The following is a 21,962-nucleotide window of genomic DNA, read 5'->3' on the forward strand; positions in this document are numbered from 1 at the left end:
TCCCGAGGCGCTGCGGAGGTAGCGTACCGCCCCAAGGTTAATGGTTAGCCGGGTGTCGGAGGTCACCGGTAGCGTCGGTCGGGTGCCCGCTTCTCATTTGCCACCCGACATATTGATCGAGGCCGAAGGCCTGGTCAAGACGTTCACTAAGAAGAACAGCGAACCCTTCACCGCCGTCGCCGGGGTCGACTTCGAGGTCCGCCGCGGCGAGGTGTTCGGCTTCCTCGGACCCAACGGCGCCGGGAAATCCACCACCATGCGCATGATCGGCTGCGTCTCGCCGGTCGGCGGCGGCCGGCTGCGCCTGTTCGGCCTCGACCCGGACACTCAGGGCCCGCAGATCCGGGCCAGGCTCGGGGTGGTGCCGCAGGAGGACACCCTCGACACGGAGATGCGGGTGCGCGACAACCTGCACGTCTACGGCCGCTACTTCGGCCTGCCGCGGGCGGTCATCCAGGAGCGGGCCGAGCGCCTGCTGGAGTTCGTCCAGCTCACCGACCGGGCCGGGGACAAGGTCGAGCCGCTCTCCGGCGGCATGAAGCGCCGGCTGACCATCGCCAGGGCGCTGATCAACGATCCGGAGATCCTGATTCTGGACGAGCCGACCACCGGACTCGACCCGCAGGCCAGGCACGTGGTGTGGGACCGGCTCTACCGGCTCAAGCAGCAGGGCACCACCCTCATCCTGACCACGCACTACATGGACGAGGCCGAGCAGCTGTGCGACCGGCTGGTGGTGATGGACAAGGGCCGGATCGCGGCCGAGGGCTCGCCGCGGGACCTGATCGAGCGTTACGCCACCCGGGACGTGCTGGAGCTGCGCTTCGAGCTCGGCGAGCGGGATCAGGCGACGGAGAAGCTGCAGGGCCTCGGCGAGCGGATCGAGCCGCTGCCGGACCGGGTCCTGGTCTACGCCGAGGACGGCGAGGGCGCGCTCTCCGAGGTGCGCAGGCGCGGCCTCGAACCGGTGACGGCGCTGGTGCGCCGCTCCACCCTGGAGGACGTCTTCCTGCATCTGACCGGCCGGACGCTGGTGGACTGAGCCGATGACCGCTCTCGACCAGGCCCCCGTCCCGGCAGCCGCCGCCGTACCGCCCGCCCCGAGCGGGCTGGTGCTCAGCCTGCGCCAGGCGCGCTACTGGCTGACCTTCTTCCGCCGCACCTGGCGCGGCACCGTCGCCACCGCCGTGTTCGGGCCGGTGATGTACCTGACCGCGATGGGCGTGGGCATCGGCACGCTGGTGGACCAGAACCGCAACCTGCCCGGCGGGGTGAGCTACCTCTCCTTCATCGCCCCGGGCGTGTTGGCCGCCACGGCCATGCAGAACGGCATCTTCGAGGCCGCCTTCCCGATCCTCGGCAGCCTCAAGTGGTTCGGCAACTACTGGGCCGCGGTCAACACCCCGCAACGCCCGCAGGACATCATGTTCGGCACCGCGATCCAGGGCCTGATCCGGATCGCGGCCCTGTCGGCCGTGTTCTTCGCCGCGATGGCCGGCTTCGGCACGATGCGCTCCGGCTGGGCCTGGCTGGCGCTGCCGGCCGCGGTGCTGACCGGAGCCGCGTTCCTGTTCCCGATGATGGCCTACACGGTCACGCTGGACAGCGACCAGCCGCTGAACGTGGTCTTCCGCTTCGTGATGACGCCGCTGTTCCTGTTCTCCGGCACCTTCTTCCCGTGGCAGCAGCTGCCCGGCTGGATGCAGCCGGTCGCGTTCGCCACCCCGCTGTGGCACGGGGTGGAGCTGTGCCGGGAGCTGACCCTGGGCACCGTCGACCTCGGCTCGGCGCTGCTGCACCTGGGCTACCTCTGCGCCTTCCTCGCCGTGGGCGTGTGGCTGGCCCTGCGCAACTTCCGCCGCCGTCTCTACCTCGACCGCTGACCAGGAGACCCGACGTGACCTCGCTCGCCCTGCAACCCCGCGTCGCGCCGCGCTGGCCCGGCGCCTTCGGCACCCGCCGCTCCGGCCACGTGGTGGAGCGCAACCTGACGGCCTATCGGCGGATGTGGCTGCTGCTGTTCACCGGCGCCTTCGAGCCGATCTTCTACCTGCTCTCGCTCGGTGTGGGCCTGGGCAAGCTGATCCCGGACGTCACCGGCCCGGACGGCTCCCCGATCAAGTACGTCTCCTTCGTCGCCCCGGCGCTGCTGGCCACCGCCGCGATGAACGGAGCCATGTACGACTCCACCTTCGGCATCTTCCACCGGCTCAAATACGGCAAGGTCTACGACGCGATCCTGGCCACGCCGCTGACGGCCCCGGACATCGCGCTCGGCGAGCTGGTGTGGTGCCTGCTGCGCGGCGGCATGTACGCGGTCGCGTTCACCGTCGTGGTCGCCTTCTTCGGCGTGCTCACCTCGGCCTGGGCGATCCTGGCCGTCCCGGCCGCGCTGCTGATCGGGCTCGGCTTCGCCGGGCTGGGCATGGCGCTGGCCACGTTCATGCGCTCCTGGCAGGACTTCGAGTTCGTCAACCTCATGATGATGCCGATGTTCCTGTTCTCCACCACGTTCTTCCCGCTCGGGGTCTACCCGCGCCCGCTGCAGCTGTTCGTGGAGGCCACGCCGCTGTATCAGGGCATCGAGATCGTGCGGGGTCTGATGCTCGGGGTGGTCGAGCCCGCGCTGGCGCTGCGGGCGCTCTACCTGGCCGTGCTGGCGGCGCTCGGCCTGTGGATCGCGGCGCGGCGCTTCGGTCGGCTGTTACTCAGCTGAGCCGGCCGTGGCCGGCGCGGCGCGGTCCGCGGTCTCTTCCGCGTCCGCGTCGTCGTCCAGGTCGCCCGCGTAGTCCTCGTCCTCGTCCGCGCCGAGCGGGCGGGGGCGCAGCTCGCGGCGCAGGTAGACGACGTACCAGGAGCCGAGGATGACGATGAACAGCCACCACTGGAACGCGTAGCAGACGTTCAGCAGGTCCCAGGTGGTGCCGTGCTGCGGCAGCGGCGCCGGGATCGGGATCAGCCCTCCGGCCAGCGAAGCGGAGTCGGTGGCGGTGACGTAGGCGTCCGGCAGCTGGTAGGGCCACAGGTTGACCAGCGCGGCGGGCGAGATGAACTGGATCTCGTTCGCGGCCGTGGCGGCGCCGGTCTGCTGCTGCTGGGTGATCCCGTTGGCGTTGACCTCGCCGGTGGTCGACTCCGGCTCGGCCGCCCAGCCGGTCACCGAGATCCGCCCGGCCGGCGCGGCCGGCACCGCGGGCTCGCCGCCGCCGGCGGAAGGCAGGAAGCCGCGGTTGACCACGAGCGCCTGGTGCGTGCCGGTCACCAGCGGGGCCAGCACGTAATAGCCGTTCCGGCCGCCCAGGCTGCGGCCGGGCACGAGCAGTTGCCGGGCCGAGTCGTAGGTGCCGGTGACCGAGACGGCCTGGCCGACCTCGGTGCCGTTCAGGCCCGAGGAGGCGGTGATGACCGAGCCCACCGGCTCGGGGGTGCGCCAGGCGGCCAGCTGGGCCGTGGTCAGCGGCGCCACCTTGTGCCCGACGTCCCACTGCCACCGACCGAGCAGAGCGAAGGCGATCGCGAGCAGGACGATGCCCGCGTGCGCCGCCAGCCAGCCGGGGCGGCGCAGGTCCCGCGGCGTGAGCCGGGGCGGGGCTTCGGACATCGACACGTCAGCCAGTATCCGCCTCGACCGCGCCGCCGGGACCACCGGGGTGGCACGGCTCAGGACCCGGCCGCGACGTCCTGCGGCTCCGCCGAGTCCGCGGCCGCCTGGCCGGGGACGGTCGGGCGCCCGGGCCGCTTGGCCTTGGACCGGGCCCGGGCCGCCGCCTTGGCCGCCTTCTCCGCGTCGCGCTTGTCGATGTGCCGCAGGGTCCAGTGCGCCACCGCCGGCGAGGCGAACGGCAGCAGGCCGGCCAGCGCCATCACGGCCATGTGCGGGATGGAGACGCGGTAGCGGAAGGCCACGACCAGGCACACCACCACGTAGAGCGGGTACAGGCCCATGCCGTGCACCAGGCCGAGCCCGTTGCCCAGCCCGGGGGAGTGCGCCCACCACTTGAGCGGCAGGGCGACGAGTTCGAGGACGGTGATCGCGGTGCCGGTGATCCAGGCCAGCACGACGTAGGTCTTGATCAGCAGCGGGCGGGAGGCGAAGGCGACGCGCGGGGGAGCGCTGGGCGCGATGTCGGTCATGGCGGGCGAACCTCGGTGGCGTCGGGCTGCCGGGCGGGTCGGCAGGGTCAACAGATCGGAATTTTCTCCGTTCAGCAGGGTAACGCCACCTGTCCGCGTCGCCCGCGCCAGGGGTGGCGCGGGCCCGGCGGACCGGCTCCGACCGGCCCGCGGCCGGACCGGGCCCGGATCCGCCCGGCGCGCCCGGCCGCGAGCCCGGCCGAGGACGCGATGTCGCCGCGCCATTGGAGATGCCAACAGACACGTCGGTCGGATACCGTCGTGCCATGCCTGAGACGCCGCCGTCCGTCACACAGCCGCCGATCGCCACGCCGCCTCCCGCGTCTCCCGCGGGTACCGCCACCGCAGCCGAGGTCCGTCAGGCCGCGGAGACGCTCAAGGCCGCCATCGACGCGCACCTGCGCGCGGTGGAGGCCCGGGTCGACGAGCTCGACCCGGCCGTGCTCGAGGCCTTCGACGCGCTCGCCGCCGCCGCGGAGGCGTACGACGAGCTGCTCTACGCCGTGCACGACGAGGTGACCCCGTTCGAGGTGATGGGCGAGGCGGCGCCGGACTACGCGGGGCCGGACGAGATCGAGGCGCTCTCGGTGTTCATCCGCCGGGATTACCTGGTGGCCGACCCGGACGCGCTGACCGCGGCGGCCCGCACGGCGGCGGAGGGCGTGGACCCGGAGACGACCACCACCCGCAGTGCCCTGCTCGACATCTTCGACGCCTACGACGCGGACGAGATCGCCTATCGGGCCGAGGAGCTCGGCCTGCAGCCGGGCGACTCGACGATGTGGGTGGTGGCGGCCGACCCCGAGGGCGTCGTGGGCTGGCACGACGACCCGTTCTCCGAAGTGGACGAGGAGCTGTTGCTCTACCGCGACGACGTGCTCGACGAGGACGAGGACGACGACGAGGTGGATGAGGACGAGGACGAGGACGACGAGCTCGAGGCCGAGGACACGCTGCTCAGCTGAGGCCCGGCCCCGGGCTCAGAGCGAGCCGCTCCAGAGCTGCCCGGGCAGCTCGCCCCGGGAGACCTCGGCCACGCCGAGCTCCGTGGCGAGCGCATCGACGAGCGTGCCGGGCGTGACGTCGAACGCCGGGTTGAACCCGGCCGAGCCCGCGGGCGCGGTGCGGGCCGCTCCGAAGCCGGCCACCTCGTCCGGGTCGCGCAGCTCGATGTGGATGGCCGAGCCGTCCGGCGTGGCCGCGTCCACGGTCGTGGTCGGGGCCGCGACCATGAACGGCACCCCGGCCCGGGCGCAGGCCAGCGCCACGCCGAGGGTGCCGATCTTGTTGGCGGTGTCGCCGTTGGCCGCGACCCGGTCCGCACCGACCACGGCTGCATCCACTCCCTGATACAGAATGGTGCTCGGGGCGGCCGAGTCCGCCTGCACCAGGTGCGCGATGCCCTCCTGCTCGAGTTCCCAGGCCGTGAGCCGGGCGCCCTGGAGCAGCGGCCTCGTCTCGTCGACGTAGACCAGCTCGACCCTTCCGCGCCGGTGCAGTTCCCGCACCACGCCGAGCGCGGTGCCCCAGCCCGCGGTGGCCAGCGCGCCCGCGTTGCAGTGCGTCACCAGGCGCAGCGGCCGGTCGTGGCCGATCCGGGCGAGCAGCCAGTCCGCGCCGAGCTCGGACAGCCGCCGGTTGGCCGCCACGTCCTCGCGGGCGACCGCCGCGGCTTCTTCGAGCACTGCGTCGACCCCGTCGGCCAGCCGGGCCGCCGCCCGGTCCGTGCCGCGGGCCAGGTTCACCGCGGTCGGGCGGGCATGCCGGATCCGCTCCACCGCCTCGAGCACCCGGCCGCCGTCCCAGCCCTCCCGGGCACCTTGGCGCAGCGCCACCGCGACGCCGTACGCCCCGGCCACGCCGAGGGCCGGCGCGCCGCGCACGGCCAGGCTGCGGATCGCCTCGATCAGCGCGTCCACGTCCTCGATCCGCACGTGCCGCAGCTCGCCCGGCAGCCTGGTCTGGTCGATCAGCACCAGGCCGTCCTGCCAGCGCACCGGGCGCACCTTCAGGTCATCATCCTCTGGCATGTCTCAACCTTCCGGATCCCCGGCCGGCGCTCGAGGCGGGCGCGGGGGAGATCAGGGTGCGATCAGGAGTTCAGGGCCTGCGCGAGCCGGGTGCGGCTGGGCGAGTGCGGCCGCTTCTCGACCGCCTCGGCCAGCGCGCGTCCGGCCCCGTGTACGACGGAGAGATGACTGAGCGCCGGCACGAACGCGCCGAGCACCGCGGCCCGGGTCAGCGCCGCGGCCGAGCCGCCGTCGATGACCGCCACCACGGCCGGCCAGTGCCCGCCCTGCGCCTCACGCAGCGTCAGTACCCAGGCGTGGCGCAGGTTTCCGGCCTGCGCGGCGTCGAAGGAGAGCTCCAGCGGCTCGCCCGGGCCGTCTTCGACCTCGACGACGTCCGGGCCGTCCGGCTCGTCCGGCGCGACGCCGTGCGGCGGGTCGAAGCGCACCGTGAGGCCTTGCGCGTCGGCCGCCGAGACGATCCCGGTCTCGCCGCCGCGCAGGCCGAACCCGGCCAGGCCGGCACCCTCGCGCACCACGACGCGGTCTCCGGTGTCCAGTCCGGCGCACACGCCCGGACCCGGGTTGACCCGCTCCTTCAGCGCCGCGTTGAGGTCCTCCGCGCTCGCCGGGCCGCGTTCGCGCAGCGCGACGACCTGGATCTGCGCGCCCCGCAGGTCGAGCGCGCGCGGGATCGAGTCCGTCACCAGCTGCACCGTGCGCAGCCGGGTCTCGCCCGGGTCGCGCACCGGGATGATCTTCACTTCGGTGGACTGGCCGTCCCCGAGCAGCTCCATGGGCGGCAGGCCGCCGTAGCGGACCGCGTCCACCAGCGCCGTGAGCGGGCCGCTCGGGCGCGCCTTGAGCTCGACCCGCGGCACCGCGCCGCCGAACTCGGGGTCGTCGATCTCCAGCAGGTCCCGCAGCAGCCGGCCGGGGCCGGCCGCCGGCAGCGTGGCCGGATCTCCGCACAGCGCCACGTGCGCGCCGTCCGGCAGCAGCTCGAGCAGGTTGGCGCCGAGCTCGAGCGGGATCAGCTGAGCGTCCGCGAGCACGATCACCGGCGCCTCGGCGTACCGGTCGACCTGCTCGGCCAGCGCCCGGAGGTCCAGCGCGGCGAAGCCCTCCTCGGCCAGCGTGCGCAGCCCGGCCGGGCTCGGGCTGGCCAGCACCGCGCCGGGGAAGGCCGCGGCCACCTGGCCCGGCAGCAGAGCCGAGCCGCCGGTCACGAGGGTCAGGCCCTGTTCGGCCACCGCCTCGACCACCCGCCGGACCCGTTCTATCGTCGCCTGGCCGCCCGGCACCGCCTCGACCGCGGCCACCGCGACCGCCTCGCCGTCCAGCGGTGTGGCCGTGGCCAGCAGCCGCTGCGCCGCCTCGGCCGCGGACTGCTCCAGGAACGCCCACTGATCCAGCGCCAGCAACGTGTACGGGCCGGCGAGCATGGCCGCCGGATCGTCGTCGTCGCCGGCGTCCAAGGCCTCGAAGTCGGCGTCCTCGTCGTCGTCCTGCTCGCGCTCGGCCTGCTCCTGCGCCGCTCGGATCGCCACGCGGTCCGCGAAGACCAGCGCCGCGCCCTGCTCCACCGCGTCCGCCACCGCGCCGACCGGGTCCGGCACGCCCAGGCCCTTGAGCTCCTGGACGACCGTGTCGGCGCCCACCGCCGTATCCCCGCGCCGCGCCGCGCGGGCCAGCAGCCAGCCCACCAGGGCCCGGCCGCGCCGCGGGTCGGCCGCCACCTCGTCCCGGCCGGCCAGGCCGAGCAGCCCGCGGGCGAGCTCGTCCGCCGACTCCGGCCGCACCTGCGGGAACTCCAGCACCAGCCACGGGTTCTCCGCCAGCAGCTGGTCGGCCTGTGCCCCGAGCTCCGCGCGCAGCGACCGGGCGAACCCGGCCGGCGCGCCCTGCTCGGCCAGCCAGCGCGAGACCTCCGGCCCCAGCGGAGCCTCGTCCCGCGTCCCTCCCTGTTCCGACATCCTCGCTATCCCCTGTTCCAACCGTCATCCGGGTAGCCGACGGCAGGCGCCGACACATCGTCCAAAGCGGAGCGGATCTCCCGAGGCAGCAACAGATCCTCGGTGGCCAGCGCCCCGCGCAGTTGTGCCGGGGTGCGCGCGCCGACGATCGGCGCCACCACCCCGGGCCGATCGCGCACCCAGGAGAGCGCCACCTCGAGCGGCGCCACGCCGAGCCCGTCCGACGCGGTGGCCACCGCGTCCACGATCCGGCGCGCCTCCGGGGTGAGGTAGGGCTCGACGAAACCGGCGAACCGGTCCGAGGCCGCCCGCGAGTCGGACGGCGTCCCGGTGCGGTACTTGCCGGTCAGCACGCCCCGGCCGAGCGGCGACCAGGGCAGCAGGCCGACGCCGAGGGCGCGCGCGGCCGGGGCCACCTCGCGCTCGACGCCGCGCTGCAGCAGCGAGTACTCCATCTGCACCGAGGCGATCTGCGCCCGCCCCGGCACCGCGCGCTGCCAGGAGGCCGCGGAGGCCAGCTGCCAGCCGGAGTAGTTCGCCACGCCCGCGTACCGCGCCCTGCCGGAGTTGACCGCGATGTCCAGGGCGGCCAGCGTCTCCTCCATCGGCGTCAGCTCGTCGTAGGCGTGCAGCTGCCAGACGTCGACGTAGTCCGTGCCGAGGCGGGCCAGCGACGCGTCGAGGGCGGAGAGCAGGTGCCGGCGCGAAGCGTCGAACCGGCGTTCGGTGTGCGGCACCGAGACGGCCTTGGTCGCGATCACGACCTCGTCCCTGATCCCCTCGAGCACCCGGCCGAGCAGCGCCTCGGCCTCGCCGTCGCCGTACACGTCCGCCGTGTCCACCAGATTGCCCCCGGCGTCCAGGTACGCCTTGAGCAGGTCGGCCGCCTCGCCCTCGTCCGTGTCCCGGCCCCAGGCCATCGTGCCCAGGCCCAGCCGGGTCACGCGCAGCCCGGTGTGCCCCAGATGCCGTTGCTCCATGCCCGCAATCTACCGACTGCGGCGGACAAGACGTGAGGGTGTCACCCGTCCGGCGGACGGGTCATCGCCCACCTACCCGTTCGGCGTACGCATCGGCGCAGGCCGGATCGGGGCTGTCGGTTGAAGTTACCAGCGAGTAGTGTGGGCATCCGACCGCGAACACGTGAACCGCAAAGGAGTACGCCGCCGATGAAGCTGGGCGTGAACCTCGGATACTGGGGCGCCGGCAACGACGCCGACAACCTGGCCCTGGCCCGCGAGGCCGACCGCCTCGGCTACGCGGTCTGCTGGGCCGCCGAGGCCTACGGCTCGGACGCGGCCACCGTTCTGGCCTGGGTGGCCGCGCAGACCGAGCGGATCGACGTCGGCTCGGCCGTCTTCCAGATCCCGGCGCGCACCCCGGCGATGACCGCGATGACCGCCGCCACCCTCGACTCCCTCTCCGGCGGCCGGTTCCGGCTCGGCCTCGGCGTGTCCGGGCCGCAGGTGTCCGAGGGCTGGCACGGCGTGCGCTTCCAGGCCCCGCTCGGCCGCACCCGCGAGTACGTCGAGATCGTCGACCTCGCGCTCTCCCGCAAGCGTCTGGAGTATCAGGGCAAGCACTTCCAGCTGCCGCTGCCGGACGGGCCCGGCAAGAAGATCCAGCTGACGGTGCATCCGGTGCGCGAGCGCATCCCGGTCTACCTCGCCGCGGTCGGCCCGAAGAACCTGGAACTCGCGGGCGAGATCGCCGACGGCTGGCTGGCCGTGTTCTACAGCCCGGCCTTCGCGCAAGAGCAGTTGGCCGCGATCGAGGCCGGGCGCGCCAAGGCCGGGAAGACCATGACAGGGTTCGACGTCGTGCCCACCGTCCCGATCGTGGTGGAGGAGGACGTGGAGCGCGCCGCCGAACTCGTGCGCTGGTACGCCGCGCTCTACATCGGCGGCATGGGCAGCCGGGAGCAGAACTTCTACAACCAGCTCGCCTGCCGGATGGGCTTCGAGCGCGAGGCGGAGCAGGTGCAGGAGCTCTACCTGGCCCGGGAGCACCGCAACGCCGCCGCCGCGGTGCCGCTCGAGTTCGTCGACGCCACCAGCCTGCTCGGCTCCCCGGAGCGGATCGCCCGGCGGATGAAGGAGTTCGAGGCCGCCGGGGTGACCACGCTGAGCCTGAGTCCGTTCGCCGCCACCCTGGACGAGCGCCTGGCCGCCCTGGGCACGGCGGCACGCCTGGTTGACGCCGAGGCGTAATCTGGGTTCGATGACCACTGTCCTGCTCATTCGACACGGGCGCTCCACCGCGAACACGGCGGGCGTCCTGGCCGGGCGCACGCCGGGGATCGACCTCGACGAGCTCGGCCGGGACCAGGCCGTGCGCCTCGCCGCCCGCCTGGCCGAGGTCCCGCTCGACGCCGTGGTGAGCAGCCCGCTCGAGCGCACCCGGCAGACCGCGCAGCCGCTGCTGGCCGCCCGCCCCGAGACGCTGTTCGAGCTCGACGAGCGCTTCACCGAGTGCGACTACGGCAGCTGGTCCGGCCGGACCCTGAAGTCCCTGGCCGAGGAGCCGCTGTGGCGCACCGTGCAGGCGCACCCGGCCGCCGCGTCCTTCCCGGACGGCGAGTCGCTGGCGGCGGTCTCGGCCCGGGCCGTGGCCGCGGTGCGCTCCTGGAACGCCAAGCTCGGCGAGCACGGCGCCTACGCCGTCGTCTCGCACGGCGACGTGATCAAGGCGATCGCGGCCGACGCCCTCGGCATGCACCTGGACCTGTTCCAGCGGGTGCAGATCGACCCGTGCTCGCTGACCGTGGTGCGCTACCACGGCACCCGGCCGGCCGTGCTGCGGGTCAACGACCTCGGCGGAGATGTGAGTGCCCTGATCCGCAAGGCGGCCCCGGAGGCCGGCGCGGCCGGGGACGCGCCGGTCGGCGGCGGCGCGGGAGTCGGCGGCTGAGATCCGTTGTACGGTAAGCCTATGGGCCGCTCGCGCGGCTGACCACGCATTCGAGTCAGGAGGCGGACGGCGGTGCCCCGACAGCTGTTCGTATACGACCCGCCGGAACGCTTCGTGGCCGGCACGGTGGGCGAACCCGGCAGCCGCACGTTCTATCTCCAGGCCCGCGCCGGCTCCCGGGTGACCTCGGTCGCCATGGAGAAGGAGCAGGTGGCGCTGCTGGCCACCCGGCTGGGCGAGCTGCTCGACGAGATCGTGCGGCGCACCGGCCCGGTCGCCGGCATCCCGGACTCGGTCCCGGCCGGCCTGTCCGACACCGCCCCGCTCGAGCAGCCGATCCTGGAGGAGTTCCGGGTCGGCTCGCTGGCCCTGGCCTGGGACGAGTCGCACGCCCGGATCGTGATCGAGGCCGGCGCCGTCACCGACGTGGAGGACGCCGCCGAGCCGCTCTCCGACGATCTGTTCGCCGAGGCCCCGGACGCGCTGCGGGTCTACATCACCGGCGGCCAGGCCCGCGCCTTCGCCGCCCGGGCCGGCGCCGTGGTCGCGGCCGGCCGCCCGCCCTGCCCGCTGTGCGGCCTGCCGCTGGACCCGGAGGGCCACGTCTGTCCGCGCCAGAACGGCTACCGGCGCAGGGCTGCGTGAACGAGACCGCCGGGCCGGGCGCACCGACCGGATCAGCCGACGAGGTGGCGACCGTGGACGTCGAACGCGTGCTGCGCGAGGGCGAGCTGACGGTCGAGGGCCGGCTCACCGAGGCGTCGAACGCCACCCTCTACTGCCGGGTCGAGCTCGACGGCGTCGGCTTCCCCTGCGTCTACAAGCCGGTGGCCGGGGAACGGCCGCTGCACGACTTCCCGGACGGCACCCTGGCCGCGCGCGAGCTGGCCGCGTACGCGGTGAGCGAGGCGGCCGGCTGGCACCTGGTGCCGCGCACGGTCGAGCGCGACGGCCCGTTCGGCCGCGGCATGTGCCAGCAGTGGATCGAGGAGACGGACCTGTCCGCCGCGGTCACCGTGCTGACCGATCCGCCCACGGACGTCACGCGCCAGTGGTGCCCGATCCTGGCCGTGCAGCTGTCCGACGGCTCCGACGGCCTGCTCGCCCACCACGGCGGGCCCGAGCTGCGGCGGATCGCCCTGTTCGACGCGATCGTCAACAACGCCGACCGCAAGGGCGGCCACCTGCTGCCGCTGCCGGACGGCCGGGTCCTGGGCATCGACCACGGCCTGACCTTCCACGCCGAGGACAAGCTGCGCACGCTGCTGTGGGGCTTCGCCGACGAGCCGCTCTCGGAGCAGGAGCGGGGCGAACTCGGCCGACTGCGCGAGGACGCCGGCCTCGCCGGGCAGCTGGCCGCGCTGCTCTCGCCGGGTGAGCTCGAGGCCTTCCGCGAGCGCATCGACCAGCTGCTCGCCGAGGGCGTGCTGCCGGGCCCGGACGGCCGGATGCGCCCGGTGCCCTGGCCGCCGATCTGATCCGTCCGGCTCCGCGCCGTGCGGCGGCAGCCGTGCCGATCCGCGGTTGCCCCGCCGATCCGCGCCCGGCCGCGCCATGCCCCGCCCGTCCGCCTCGGTACGTGCGGCGGGCGCCCAGCCGTTAGGGTGATGACCATGGATGCCTGGCCTACTTCCCACCTGCCGAAACTGCCCGGTTTCGGGCACCTGCCGCGCCTGCACGACACCTCCACCGGCGCGCTCGCCGCGACCCCGGCCCGTCCCGCCGAGGACGGCCCGGCCAGGATCTACGTGTGCGGCATCACCCCGTACGACGCCACCCACCTCGGCCACGCCGCCACCTACCTGGCCTTCGACCTGGTCCAGCGGGCCTGGCTGGACGCCGGGTACGACGTGCGTTACGTGCAGAACGTCACCGACGTCGACGATCCGCTGCTCGAGCGGGCCGAGCGCGACCAGGACGACTGGCAGGTGCTCGCGATGCGCGAGACGGCGCTGTTCCGCGAGGACATGACGGCGCTGCGGATCCTGCCGCCGTACCGCTACATCGGCGCCGTCGAGTCGATCCCGCTGGTGGTGGCGCTGGTGCAGCGGCTGCTCGAGTCCGGCGCGGCCTACCGGGTGGACGATGACGTGTACTTCGACGTGCACGCCGAGCCCGACTTCGGCGCGGTCTCGGGGCTCGAGCCGGGTCTGCGCGAGAAGATCTTCGGCGAGCGCGGCGGCGACCCGGACCGCCCGGGCAAGCGCCACCCGCTCGACTGCCTGCTCTGGCAGGCCAAGCGGCCCGGCGAGCCGTCCTGGGCCACGCCGCTGGGGGAGGGCCGGCCCGGCTGGCACATCGAGTGCGCCGCGATCGCCCTCGAGTACCTCGGCAGCGGCATCGACGTGCAGGGCGGCGGCAGCGACCTGGCCTTCCCGCACCACGAGATGGGCGCGGCCGAGGCCCAGGTCGTCACCGGCGAGCGGCCCTTCGCGCACACCTACGTGCACGCCGGGATGGTCGGGCTGGACGGCGAGAAGATGTCGAAGTCGCGCGGCAACCTGGTGTTCGTCTCCAAGCTGCGCGCGGCCGGGCACGACCCGATGGCGATCCGGCTGGCGCTGCTCGCCCACCACTACCGCAACGACTGGGAGTGGACCGGGCAGGACCTCGAGCGGGCCGAGGCCCGGCTCGAGCGCTGGCGCCGCGCGGTGAGCCGGCCGGACGCGCCGTCCGCCGACGCCCTGCTCGAGCAGCTGCGCGAGCGCCTCGCCGACGATCTCGACGCGCCCGGCGCGCTGGCCGCGATGGACGTCTGGGCCGAGTCCGCGCTCGCCGCCCCGGTCGGCGAGGCCTTCGACAGCGGCGCGCCGGGGCTGGCCGCGCGCGCGGTGGACGCCCTGCTCGGCGTCGCGCTCTGACGCTCTCCGGCACCCGGCGCCGCGGCCCGTCCGCCGTGGCGCCGGAAACCACCCCCCTGAATACGCATCTCAAATACCAGTTTGATAGCGTCATCGCGTGAGGTTGACGAAGTTCACCGACTTGTCGCTGCGGGCCGTGATGCGCCTCGCCGTGGCGTCGCAGGACGCGTTGACCACGCGCGAGGTCTCCGAGGTCATGGACGTGCCCTACACGCACATGGCCAAGGCGATCAGCAGGCTGCAGCACCTGGGCGTCGTGCGCACCCGGCGCGGCCGCGGCGGCGGGCTCGAGCTCACCGCCCTCGGCCGCCAGGCGACCGTGGGCTGGCTGGTCCGGCAGCTCGAAGGGGACGAGGAAGTGGTGGCCTGCGAAGGCGACCCGCCGTGTCCGCTGCGGGCCGCCTGCCGGCTGCGCGGCGCGCTGCGCGAGGCGCAGCGGGCCTTCTACGCCGAACTCGACCGGATCACCGTGGCCGACCTGGTGGCCTCGCCCACCGGTCCCGCCCTGGTGGGCCTGGGCGGAACACGCCGGTCCGCCTGATCCGGCCCTGACGCGCCGTCACTTCACCGCACCGGCGCGGCGAAGCGCCCCGCGCGCGCCCTGATGACCGTGCGGCCGTCGACGACGACGGCGCCGTGACTCCCGATCACCGTCGATCCCGCCCCCGACCGCCCGTGCGCGGACGATCCCCGCTGCCCGCAGGCGGAGGCTCGCCCGCTTAAATACGCAAGCGTTATACCAATTTAGAACCTGTATCCACCTAAGGAGCGCCTCATGGCTCTCACGCTCTCCGAACAGTCCGCCCCGGTCATCCGGGCCACCCTGCCCGCCGTCGGCGCGGCCGTGGAGACCATCACCGACCTGTTCTACCGGAAGCTGTTCGAGGCCCACCCGGACCTGCTCACCGACCTGTTCAACCGGGGCAACCAGGCCAACGGCGAGCAGCGCCGGGCGCTGGCCGGAGCGGTGGCCGGCTTCGCGGCGGCGCTGGTGAACAACCCGGAGACGCCGCCGGCGGCGATGCTCTCGCGGATCGCGCACAAGCACGTCTCCCTCGGCATCTCCGCCGAGCAGTACAAGATCGTGCACCGGCACCTGTTCGCCGCCATCGGCGAGGTGCTCGGCGCGGCCGTCACCCCCGAGGTCGCCGCCGCCTGGGACGAGGTCTACTGGCTGATGGCCGAGACCCTGATCGGGCTCGAGGCCGGGCTCTACCAGAGCGCCGGCGTCGCCGAGGGCGAGGTCTGGCAGAGCATGGAGATCGCCGAGCGGCTGGAGCAGACGCCGGACGCGATCACGCTCGTGCTGCGCCGTCCCGACGGCGCGCCGGCCGGCCCGTTCCGCCCCGGCCAGTACATCAGCGTCCAGATCCCGCTGCCCGACGGCGCCCGCCAGATCCGCCAGTACAGCCTCTCGGCCGCGCCAGGGCGGGATGACTGGCGGATCACGGTCAAGCGGGTGCCGGCCGAGGCCGCCGCTCCCGCCGGCGAGGTCTCCGCGCACCTGCACGCGCACGCCCGCCCCGGCGACCTGCTCACCGTCTCCGTCCCCGGCGGCGACCTGGTGCTGGCCGAGGGCGACGGCCCGGTGCTACTGGCCTCCGCCGGGATCGGCGTCACCCCGATGCTGGCGATGCTCTACCACCTGGCCGAGACCGGCTCGGCCCGCGCCGTCACCGTGCTGCACGCCGACCGCACCCCGGCCGACCACGCGCACGAAGCCGACCAGCGTCGCCTCGTCGCCGCCCTCCCCGGCGCCGACCTGCGCCTCTGGTACGAAACCGCCCCCGACGGCCTGCCCGAGGGCGCCGAACTCGGCCGCGCCGACCTCGCCGCGATCGACGTGCCCGAAGGCGTCACCGCCTACCTCTGCGGCCCGCTGCCCTTCATGCGCGCCGTCCGGGCCGGCCTGATCGAGCGCGGAGTGCCCGCCGAGTCCATCCACTACGAGGTCTTCGGCCCCGACCTCTGGCTCGGCAACTGACCGGAGCCACGAGGGCGTGCCGGCTGACGCGAGGTCGGCCGGCACGCCGTCAGTGATTACTTGAGCGTGATCTCAGCCGACGGCAGTTCCGAGTAGCAGATGGCGCCGTCGTACTGATAGGCGTACCCGTTCACCACCCGCGCGTACGAGTAGCCGGTGACCGAGTGCACGGTCAGCCACATCGTGGACCACGACCAGTCCGAGTCGAGGTAGCCGTAGAACTCCTTGGTGCCGGTGCCCGCCGAGTCGGTGACCGCGACGTCCCAGTCGTAGTAGTAGGCGGTGGAACCGATCAGGTTGAAGCCGGTGTGGACGGTGGCCTGCTTGCTCCCCATGGCGGTGTACTCCAGGAAGGAGTCTCCGCAGTTGCCGTCCTTCGTCTCGGCGGGGAGCACGGCGGACGCGGCGGAGGACGAGAGCCCGGCGGCCGAGGCCTTCACCGAGTACTCCCGGCCGTTCGCGTCCTTCTTGATGACGTACCCGTGCGCTTTGGCGACGGCGGAATCGAACCCGATGACGTGGGCGGGCGCCGTGATCCGGTAGGTCGTCACCTGGCGGACCGCCGCCGTAGTGGCGCTTCCGGCGGCGGAGCCGGTCGCGGCCTGCGCGCTGGAAGCGGGCCCGGCGACGACCGCCAGCGCGGTCGCGGCGGCCAGCACGCCGCCGGTCTTGAGCGGATGGAAGGTGTGTCTGTGCGGCATCGTCTGCTCCCCTGGGATGAGACCGTCAGGACCCTTGCTCGGCTTGGAGGCAAGGCGGTACCGACCCGGGTGCGATGTGCGAGTTCTCCCCGTCGACACCACCGGCGTTCCCCGTTAGCCTGAACGAGGATATCAGTGTTCTTCTTCGTAGGGAATCGGTATGCGCGGCGTGGGCGGCATGGATGCCAGATCAGTGCTGGTGAGCAACCGGATGACCTGGCAGTGGCTGTATTTCATGCACGCGGAGACCAGTCCTGAAGATCTGCTTCCCCCGGCCGTGCTCAGCCGCCCCGCGGCGTGGGACCCGTCGTTGCAGGAACAGTGGGAGGAGCTGCGCGAACGGTATGCGGCCGAGCTGCTCGCACCGCCCGACATCGGCTCGGACCCGGTCGAGTTCCGTCAGCCGCCCGGAATGGACGAACCCGAGTTCGCCTCGTTGCACGATCTGCCCGAGCTGCGTGCGTGGTGCGTGCCGCTCTGGCCCGCATTCTGTGAGTGGGACCACGGGCGGCAGCTCTCCCGCTCCCGGTTGCACGGGGACGCGCCGGGCAACGTCGGCCTCAGCCCGATGCAGGAGCTTCGCGCCCGCCTGCCGGCCAACCGCGCCGTGCGGATCGTCGAGGTGGCCTCGCGCAAGCAGCGTGTTCTGCACCGCTGTCGCACCGAGACCCCGACCGGCACCGTGGTCGGCCTCGTCGTCACCGCGGCGCTATTGGCCGACGACGAGTTCTTCACCGGCGCGTGCCGCCGCGAGCTGTTCGAGTGAGGCTTCCGACGCGCCGTCAGTTCCCCGTCGTGGGGCCGTCTTCGCCGGCCACGCCACCGCCGCGCCTGCGTCGCTCGTGCCGGCGCAGGTAGCGCTCGAACTCCAGCGCGATCGCCTCGCCGCTGGCCTCGGGCAGCTCCGCGGTGTCCTTCGCCTCCTCGAGGCTGCGCACGTACTCGGCGACCTCGCTGTCCTCGCCGGCCAGCTCGTCCACCCCGTTCTCCCAGTCCTGCGCCTCCTGCGGCAGATCGCCCACCGGGATGGTCAGGTCCAGCACGTCCTCGAGCCGGCGGATCAGCGCCAGGGTGGCCTTCGGGCAGGGCGCCTGGGCCACGTAGTGCGGCACCGCGGCCCAGAACGAGGCCATCGGGATCTCCTCCTGCCGGGCCATCTCCTGCAGCACCCCGTTGATCCCGGTCGGCCCCTGGTAGGTCGGCTGCTCCAGGCCGTGCGCCGCGCACAGGTCCGGGTCCCCGGAGGAGCCGGAGACCGGCACCGGCCGGGTGTGCGGCACGTCCGCGAGCAGCGCCCCGAGCACCACCACCGTGGTCACCCCGAGATCCCGGGCCAGGTCGAAGAGCTCTTCGGCGAAGGACTGCCAGCGCATGTTCGGCTCGATGCCGTGCACCAGCACCACGTCGCGCACCGCCGGACCCTGCTCCGGCGACTCGGGATGGGTCGCGGCCGGAACCCGCGCCACCGAGAACCGGGTGGTGGGCCAGACCAGCTCGCGCTCGCCGTCCTCGGTCAGCGCCAGGGTCGGCCGGTTGACCTGGAAGTCGTAATAATCCTCGGCGTCCATCGCGCCGAACAGGTCGGCGTCGAGTACCTCGGCCAGATGGCGCACGGCGTTCGAGGCCGCGTCCGCGGCGTCGTTCCAGCCCTCGAAGGCCGCGATCATCACCGGGTCGACCAGCTCGGGCAGTTCCTCGAGCTCGATCAACCGTGCCTCCTCGTAGTCGTCTTCGGTCCCGCCACCTCGCCACCCGCCATTACTCCAAACGGGGCGACGTGTGTGGCAACTAAGCGCATGCCCAGCCTACGCCCTGTGGACACCGGACCGGCGTGTCGTCGCCGATCGGTACGCTTAGAGCGTAAGCGGGTTTCCCCAGTTCCCTGCCGATCGAAGGGCCAGTGATGAGCAGCAGCCGCGCCGCATCGCTCCGACAGGCGCTCACCGAGCGCGTCGTGATCGCCGACGGAGCCATGGGCTCCATGCTCCAGCAGGTCGAGCTGACCCTCGACGACTTCCAGGGACACGAGGGCTGCAACGAGATCCTCAACGTCTCGCGGCCCGACGTGGTCCGCTCGATCCACGACGCCTACTTCGCCGCCGGGATCGACTGCGTCGAGACCAACACCTTCGGCACCAACCGGACCGCGCTCGGCGAGTACGGGCTCGAGGGCCGGATCTTCGAGCTCGCCGAGGCCGCGGTCCGCATCGCCCGGGAGTCCGCCGACTCCTTCGCCACGCCGGAACGGCCGCGCTGGGTGCTCGGCTCGGCCGGCGGCGGCACGAAGCTGCCCTCGCTGCGCCACATCCCCTTCGCCGCGGTCCGCGACGGCTACCAGGCGCAGGTCGAGGGCATGATCGCCGGCGGCGTGGACGCCGTGCTGGTGGAGACCAGCCAGGACCTGCTGCAGGCCAAGGCCGCCGTCATCGGCGCCAAGCGCGCGATGGCCGCCGCCGGGGTGGACCTGCCGCTGATCGTCTCGGTGACGGTCGAGACGACCGGCGTGATGCTGCTCGGCTCCGAGATCGGCGCCGCGCTCACCTCGCTCGAGCCGCTCGGCATCGACGTGATCGGCCTCAACTGCGCCACCGGCCCCGGCCAGTACGGCGAGCACCTGCGGCACCTGGCCAAGTACGCGCAGATCGGCCTGTCCTGCATGCCGAACGCGGGTCTGCCGGTGCTCACCAAGGACGGCTCCTACTACCCGCTGACGCCGGAGGAGTTCACCGACGCGCAGGCGCAGTTCATCGCGGACTACGGGGTGAACCTGGTCGGCGGCTGCTGCGGCACCACGCCCGAGCACCTGCGCCAGCTGGTCGAGCGCGTGCACGGCTCCGTCCCGCCCGCCCGCGAGCCGCGGCCCGAGCCGGCCGCCGCCTCGCTCTACCAGTCGGTGCCCTTCCGCCAGGACGCCTCCTACCTGGCGATCGGCGAGCGCACCAACGCCAACGGCTCCAAGGCCTTCCGCGAGGCGATGATCGCCGAGGACTGGGACGCCTGCGTGGAGATCGCCCGCGGCCAGATCCGCGACGGCGCGCACCTGCTGGACCTGTGCGTGGACTACGTCGGCCGCGACGGCGTGGCCGACATGACCGAACTGGCCGGGCGCTTCGCCACGGCCTCCACCCTGCCGATCGTGCTCGACTCCACCGAGCCCCCGGTGCTGCAGGCCGGGCTCGAGTGCCTCGGCGGCCGGGCCGTGCTCAACTCGGTGAACTACGAGGACGGCGACGGGCCGGACTCGCGCTTCGCCAAGATCATGCGGCTCGCGGCCGAGCACGGCGCCGGCGTCGTGGCGCTGACCATCGACGAGCAGGGCCAGGCGCGCACCGCCGAGAAGAAGGTGGAGATCGCCGAGCGCCTGATCGAGGACATCACCGGCAACTGGGGCGTGCCCGAGTCGGCGATCCTGGTCGACTGCCTGACCTTCACCATCGGCAGCGGCCTGGAGGAGTCCCGCCGCGACGGCCTGGAGACGATCGAGGCCATCCGCGAGCTCAAGCGCCGGCACCCGGACGTGCAGACCACGCTCGGCCTGTCGAACATCTCCTTCGGCCTGAACCCGGCGGCCCGCCAGGCGCTCAACTCGGTCTTCCTGCACGAGTGCAGCGAGGCCGGGCTGGACTCCGCGATCGTGCACGCCTCGAAGATCCTGCCGATCAACCGGATCCCGCAGGAGCAGCGCGACGCCGCGCTCGACCTGATCTACGACCGGCGTGCCGAGGGCTACGACCCGCTCTCGCACCTGCTGGACCTGTTCCAGGGCGTCTCGGCCGCCTCGTCCAAGGAGACCCGCGCCCAGGAGCTGGCCGCGATGCCGCTCGAGGAGCGGCTGCAGGCGCGCATCGTGGACGGCGAGCGCCAGGGCCTCGAGGCGGACCTCGACGAGGCGCTCGATGCCCGCCCGGCGCTGGAGATCGTCAACGAGGTGCTGCTCAAGGGTATGAAGACGGTCGGCGAGCTGTTCGGCTCCGGCCAGATGCAGCTGCCGTTCGTGCTCCAGTCGGCCGAGGTGATGAAGGCGGCGGTGGCCCACCTCGAGCCGCACATGGAGAAGACCGACTCCTCCGGCAAGGCCACGATCGTGCTGGCCACGGTCAAGGGCGATGTGCACGACATCGGCAAGAACCTGGTCGACATCATCCTGACGAACAACGGCTACACCGTCGTCAACATCGGTATCAAGCAGCCGATCCAGGCGATCCTGGACGCCGCCGAGGAGCACAAGGCGGACGCCATCGGCATGTCCGGCCTGCTGGTGAAGTCCACGGTGGTGATGAAGGAGAACCTCCAGGAGATGAACGCCCGCGGGGTGGCCGCGCGCTGGCCCGTGCTGCTCGGCGGCGCCGCGTTGACCAGGGCGTACGTCGAGCAGGACCTCGCCGAGGTGTACCAGGGCGAGGTGCGCTACGCCCGCGACGCGTTCGAGGGCCTGCGGCTGATGGACGCGGTCGCCGCGATCAAGACCGGCGCGCCCGGCGCCGCGCTCCCGGCCCGCCGGGAGCGGCGGGTGGCCGGGGCCGGCGCACGGCTGCAGGTGACCGAGCCGGACGAGATGCCGGCCCGCTCGGACGTCGCCGTGGACAACCCGATCCCGACGCCGCCGTTCTGGGGCAACCGCGTGATCCGCGGCATCCAGCTCAACGATTACGCGTCCTGGCTCGACGAGCGCGCCACCTTCCTCGGCCAGTGGGGCCTGCGGGCCTCCCGCGGCGGCGACGGGCCCTCGTACGAGGAGCTGGTGGAGACCGAGGGACGGCCGCGGCTGCGGATGTGGCTGGACCGGCTGCACACCGAGAACCTGCTCGAGGCGGCCGTGGTCTACGGCTTCTTCCCGGCCGTGTCCAAGGGCGACGACCTGATCGTGCTGGACGAGGCCGGCGGCGAGCGGACCCGCTTCACCTTCCCGCGCCAGCGCCGGGACCGGCACCTGTGCCTGTCCGACTTCTTCCGTCCGGCCGAGAGCCCCGACGGCCCCGACGTGGTCGGCTTCCAGCTGGTCACGGTGGGCCCGCGGATCGCGCAGGAGACGGCGAAGCTGTTCGAGGCCAACGCCTATCGCGAGTACATGGAGCTGCACGGCCTGTCCGTGCAGCTGACCGAGGCGCTCGCGGAGTACTGGCACGCGCGGGTGCGCGCCGAGCTCGGCTTCAAGTCGCAGGACCCGGCGACGATCGACGGCATGCTCAAGCTCGAATACCGCGGCGCCCGCTTCTCGCTCGGCTACGGGGCCTGCCCGGACCTCGAGGACCGGGCCAAGATCGTGGACCTGCTCGAGGCGCACCGGATCGGCGTCGAGCTGTCCGAGGAGTTCCAGCTGCACCCCGAGCAGTCCACCGACGCCATCGTCGTCCACCACCCGGAAGCGAAGTATTTCAATGCCTGAT

20 protein-coding genes are annotated in these 21,962 nt (G+C 73.0%); 13 read left to right on the forward strand and 7 right to left on the reverse strand.

Annotation, left to right across the window (positions count from 1 at the left end; translation table 11 throughout):
* Positions 1 to 82 precede the first annotated feature (82 nt).
* From ACTRO_RS33085 to ACTRO_RS33095, 3 genes are read left to right on the forward strand one after another with little or no spacing between them, the layout of a single operon-like run.
* The gene (locus tag ACTRO_RS33085) at positions 83 to 1,042 is read left to right on the forward strand and encodes an ABC transporter ATP-binding protein (RefSeq protein ID WP_034277803.1); all 960 of its coding nucleotides are present in this window, start codon (positions 83 to 85) and stop codon (positions 1,040 to 1,042) included.
* A 4-nt stretch (positions 1,043 to 1,046) separates the two neighbouring features.
* The gene (locus tag ACTRO_RS33090; RefSeq protein WP_034269533.1) at positions 1,047 to 1,883 is read left to right on the forward strand and encodes an ABC transporter permease; all 837 of its coding nucleotides are present in this window, start codon (positions 1,047 to 1,049) and stop codon (positions 1,881 to 1,883) included.
* A gap of 14 nt (positions 1,884 to 1,897) precedes the next feature.
* A complete protein-coding gene (locus ACTRO_RS33095) occupies positions 1,898 to 2,716 on the forward strand; it encodes an ABC transporter permease (RefSeq protein WP_034269536.1) in 819 nt (272 codons plus the stop codon).
* Here the strand turns inward: ACTRO_RS33095 and ACTRO_RS33100 are convergent.
* Positions 2,705 to 3,601, reverse strand: a complete 897-nt coding sequence (locus tag ACTRO_RS33100; RefSeq protein ID WP_034269538.1) for an SURF1 family protein — start codon at positions 3,599 to 3,601, stop codon at positions 2,705 to 2,707. The two genes, ACTRO_RS33095 and ACTRO_RS33100, sit on opposite strands and share 12 nt — an antisense overlap.
* A gap of 59 nt (positions 3,602 to 3,660) precedes the next feature.
* Positions 3,661 to 4,134: a DUF3817 domain-containing protein gene (locus ACTRO_RS44260; RefSeq protein WP_051451753.1), complete on the reverse strand. Its 474-nt coding sequence runs from the start codon at positions 4,132 to 4,134 to the stop codon at positions 3,661 to 3,663.
* A gap of 266 nt (positions 4,135 to 4,400) precedes the next feature.
* Between ACTRO_RS44260 and ACTRO_RS33110 the strand changes: the two genes are divergently transcribed.
* The gene (locus ACTRO_RS33110) at positions 4,401 to 5,099 is read left to right on the forward strand and encodes a hypothetical protein (protein WP_157436581.1); all 699 of its coding nucleotides are present in this window, start codon (positions 4,401 to 4,403) and stop codon (positions 5,097 to 5,099) included.
* Between the two features lie 15 nt (positions 5,100 to 5,114).
* Here the strand turns inward: ACTRO_RS33110 and mtnA are convergent, their stop codons facing one another.
* The 3 genes from mtnA to ACTRO_RS33125 all read right to left on the reverse strand — a co-directional run bounded on the left by mtnA (position 5,115) and on the right by ACTRO_RS33125 (position 9,099).
* On the reverse strand, positions 5,115 to 6,164 hold the full coding sequence (gene mtnA, locus ACTRO_RS33115) for an S-methyl-5-thioribose-1-phosphate isomerase (RefSeq protein WP_034269540.1): 1,050 nt from the start codon (positions 6,162 to 6,164) through the stop codon (positions 5,115 to 5,117).
* A 62-nt stretch (positions 6,165 to 6,226) separates the two neighbouring features.
* Positions 6,227 to 8,119: a helix-hairpin-helix domain-containing protein gene (locus tag ACTRO_RS33120; RefSeq protein ID WP_034269543.1), complete on the reverse strand. Its 1,893-nt coding sequence runs from the start codon at positions 8,117 to 8,119 to the stop codon at positions 6,227 to 6,229.
* Positions 8,120 to 8,124: 5 nt separating this feature from the next.
* Positions 8,125 to 9,099 (reverse strand): aldo/keto reductase, encoded by a 975-nt coding sequence (locus ACTRO_RS33125; RefSeq protein WP_034269546.1) that lies wholly within the window; start codon positions 9,097 to 9,099, stop codon positions 8,125 to 8,127.
* Positions 9,100 to 9,288: 189 nt separating this feature from the next.
* Here ACTRO_RS33125 and ACTRO_RS33130 point away from each other — a divergent pair, with 189 nt between their 5' ends.
* The 7 genes from ACTRO_RS33130 to ACTRO_RS33160 all read left to right on the forward strand — a co-directional run bounded on the left by ACTRO_RS33130 (position 9,289) and on the right by ACTRO_RS33160 (position 15,874).
* Positions 9,289 to 10,329, forward strand: a complete 1,041-nt coding sequence (locus ACTRO_RS33130) for an LLM class F420-dependent oxidoreductase (protein WP_034269549.1) — start codon at positions 9,289 to 9,291, stop codon at positions 10,327 to 10,329.
* 10 nt (positions 10,330 to 10,339) lie between these two features.
* Entirely contained in the window at positions 10,340 to 11,029 is a 690-nt protein-coding gene (locus ACTRO_RS33135) for an MSMEG_4193 family putative phosphomutase (RefSeq protein ID WP_034269552.1), read from the forward strand.
* A 72-nt stretch (positions 11,030 to 11,101) separates the two neighbouring features.
* Entirely contained in the window at positions 11,102 to 11,674 is a 573-nt protein-coding gene (locus tag ACTRO_RS33140) for a DUF3090 family protein (RefSeq protein ID WP_034269555.1), read from the forward strand.
* Complete coding sequence (locus ACTRO_RS33145) at positions 11,671 to 12,507, forward strand: SCO1664 family protein (protein ID WP_245594567.1); 837 nt, start codon at positions 11,671 to 11,673, stop codon at positions 12,505 to 12,507. The genes ACTRO_RS33140 and ACTRO_RS33145 overlap by 4 nt, the downstream gene beginning before the upstream one ends.
* Positions 12,508 to 12,642: 135 nt before the next feature.
* On the forward strand, positions 12,643 to 13,890 hold the full coding sequence (mshC, locus tag ACTRO_RS33150) for a cysteine--1-D-myo-inosityl 2-amino-2-deoxy-alpha-D-glucopyranoside ligase (protein ID WP_034269559.1): 1,248 nt from the start codon (positions 12,643 to 12,645) through the stop codon (positions 13,888 to 13,890).
* Between the two features lie 97 nt (positions 13,891 to 13,987).
* The gene (locus ACTRO_RS33155) at positions 13,988 to 14,431 is read left to right on the forward strand and encodes an Rrf2 family transcriptional regulator (RefSeq protein WP_034269561.1); all 444 of its coding nucleotides are present in this window, start codon (positions 13,988 to 13,990) and stop codon (positions 14,429 to 14,431) included.
* Positions 14,432 to 14,665: 234 nt separating this feature from the next.
* The gene (locus ACTRO_RS33160) at positions 14,666 to 15,874 is read left to right on the forward strand and encodes a globin domain-containing protein (RefSeq protein WP_034269563.1); all 1,209 of its coding nucleotides are present in this window, start codon (positions 14,666 to 14,668) and stop codon (positions 15,872 to 15,874) included.
* Between the two features lie 56 nt (positions 15,875 to 15,930).
* Here ACTRO_RS33160 and ACTRO_RS33165 read toward each other — a convergent pair whose 3' ends face one another.
* The gene (locus ACTRO_RS33165; RefSeq protein ID WP_034269566.1) at positions 15,931 to 16,575 is read right to left on the reverse strand and encodes a hypothetical protein; all 645 of its coding nucleotides are present in this window, start codon (positions 16,573 to 16,575) and stop codon (positions 15,931 to 15,933) included.
* Between the two features lie 160 nt (positions 16,576 to 16,735).
* Between ACTRO_RS33165 and ACTRO_RS33170 the strand changes: the two genes are divergently transcribed.
* Positions 16,736 to 17,341 (forward strand): hypothetical protein, encoded by a 606-nt coding sequence (locus ACTRO_RS33170; protein ID WP_034269569.1) that lies wholly within the window; start codon positions 16,736 to 16,738, stop codon positions 17,339 to 17,341.
* Positions 17,342 to 17,357: 16 nt separating this feature from the next.
* Here ACTRO_RS33170 and ACTRO_RS33175 read toward each other — a convergent pair whose 3' ends face one another.
* Complete coding sequence (locus ACTRO_RS33175; protein ID WP_051451754.1) at positions 17,358 to 18,284, reverse strand: PAC2 family protein; 927 nt, start codon at positions 18,282 to 18,284, stop codon at positions 17,358 to 17,360.
* Positions 18,285 to 18,478: 194 nt separating this feature from the next.
* On the opposite strand from ACTRO_RS33175, the gene metH reads away from it, so the two are divergent.
* A complete protein-coding gene (gene metH, locus ACTRO_RS33180) occupies positions 18,479 to 21,961 on the forward strand; it encodes a methionine synthase (protein ID WP_034269572.1) in 3,483 nt (1,160 codons plus the stop codon).
* Position 21,962 lies beyond the last annotated feature (1 nt).

The organism is Actinospica robiniae DSM 44927 (assembly GCF_000504285.1).
Taxonomy (GTDB): Bacteria; Actinomycetota; Actinomycetes; order Streptomycetales; family Catenulisporaceae; genus Actinospica; species Actinospica robiniae.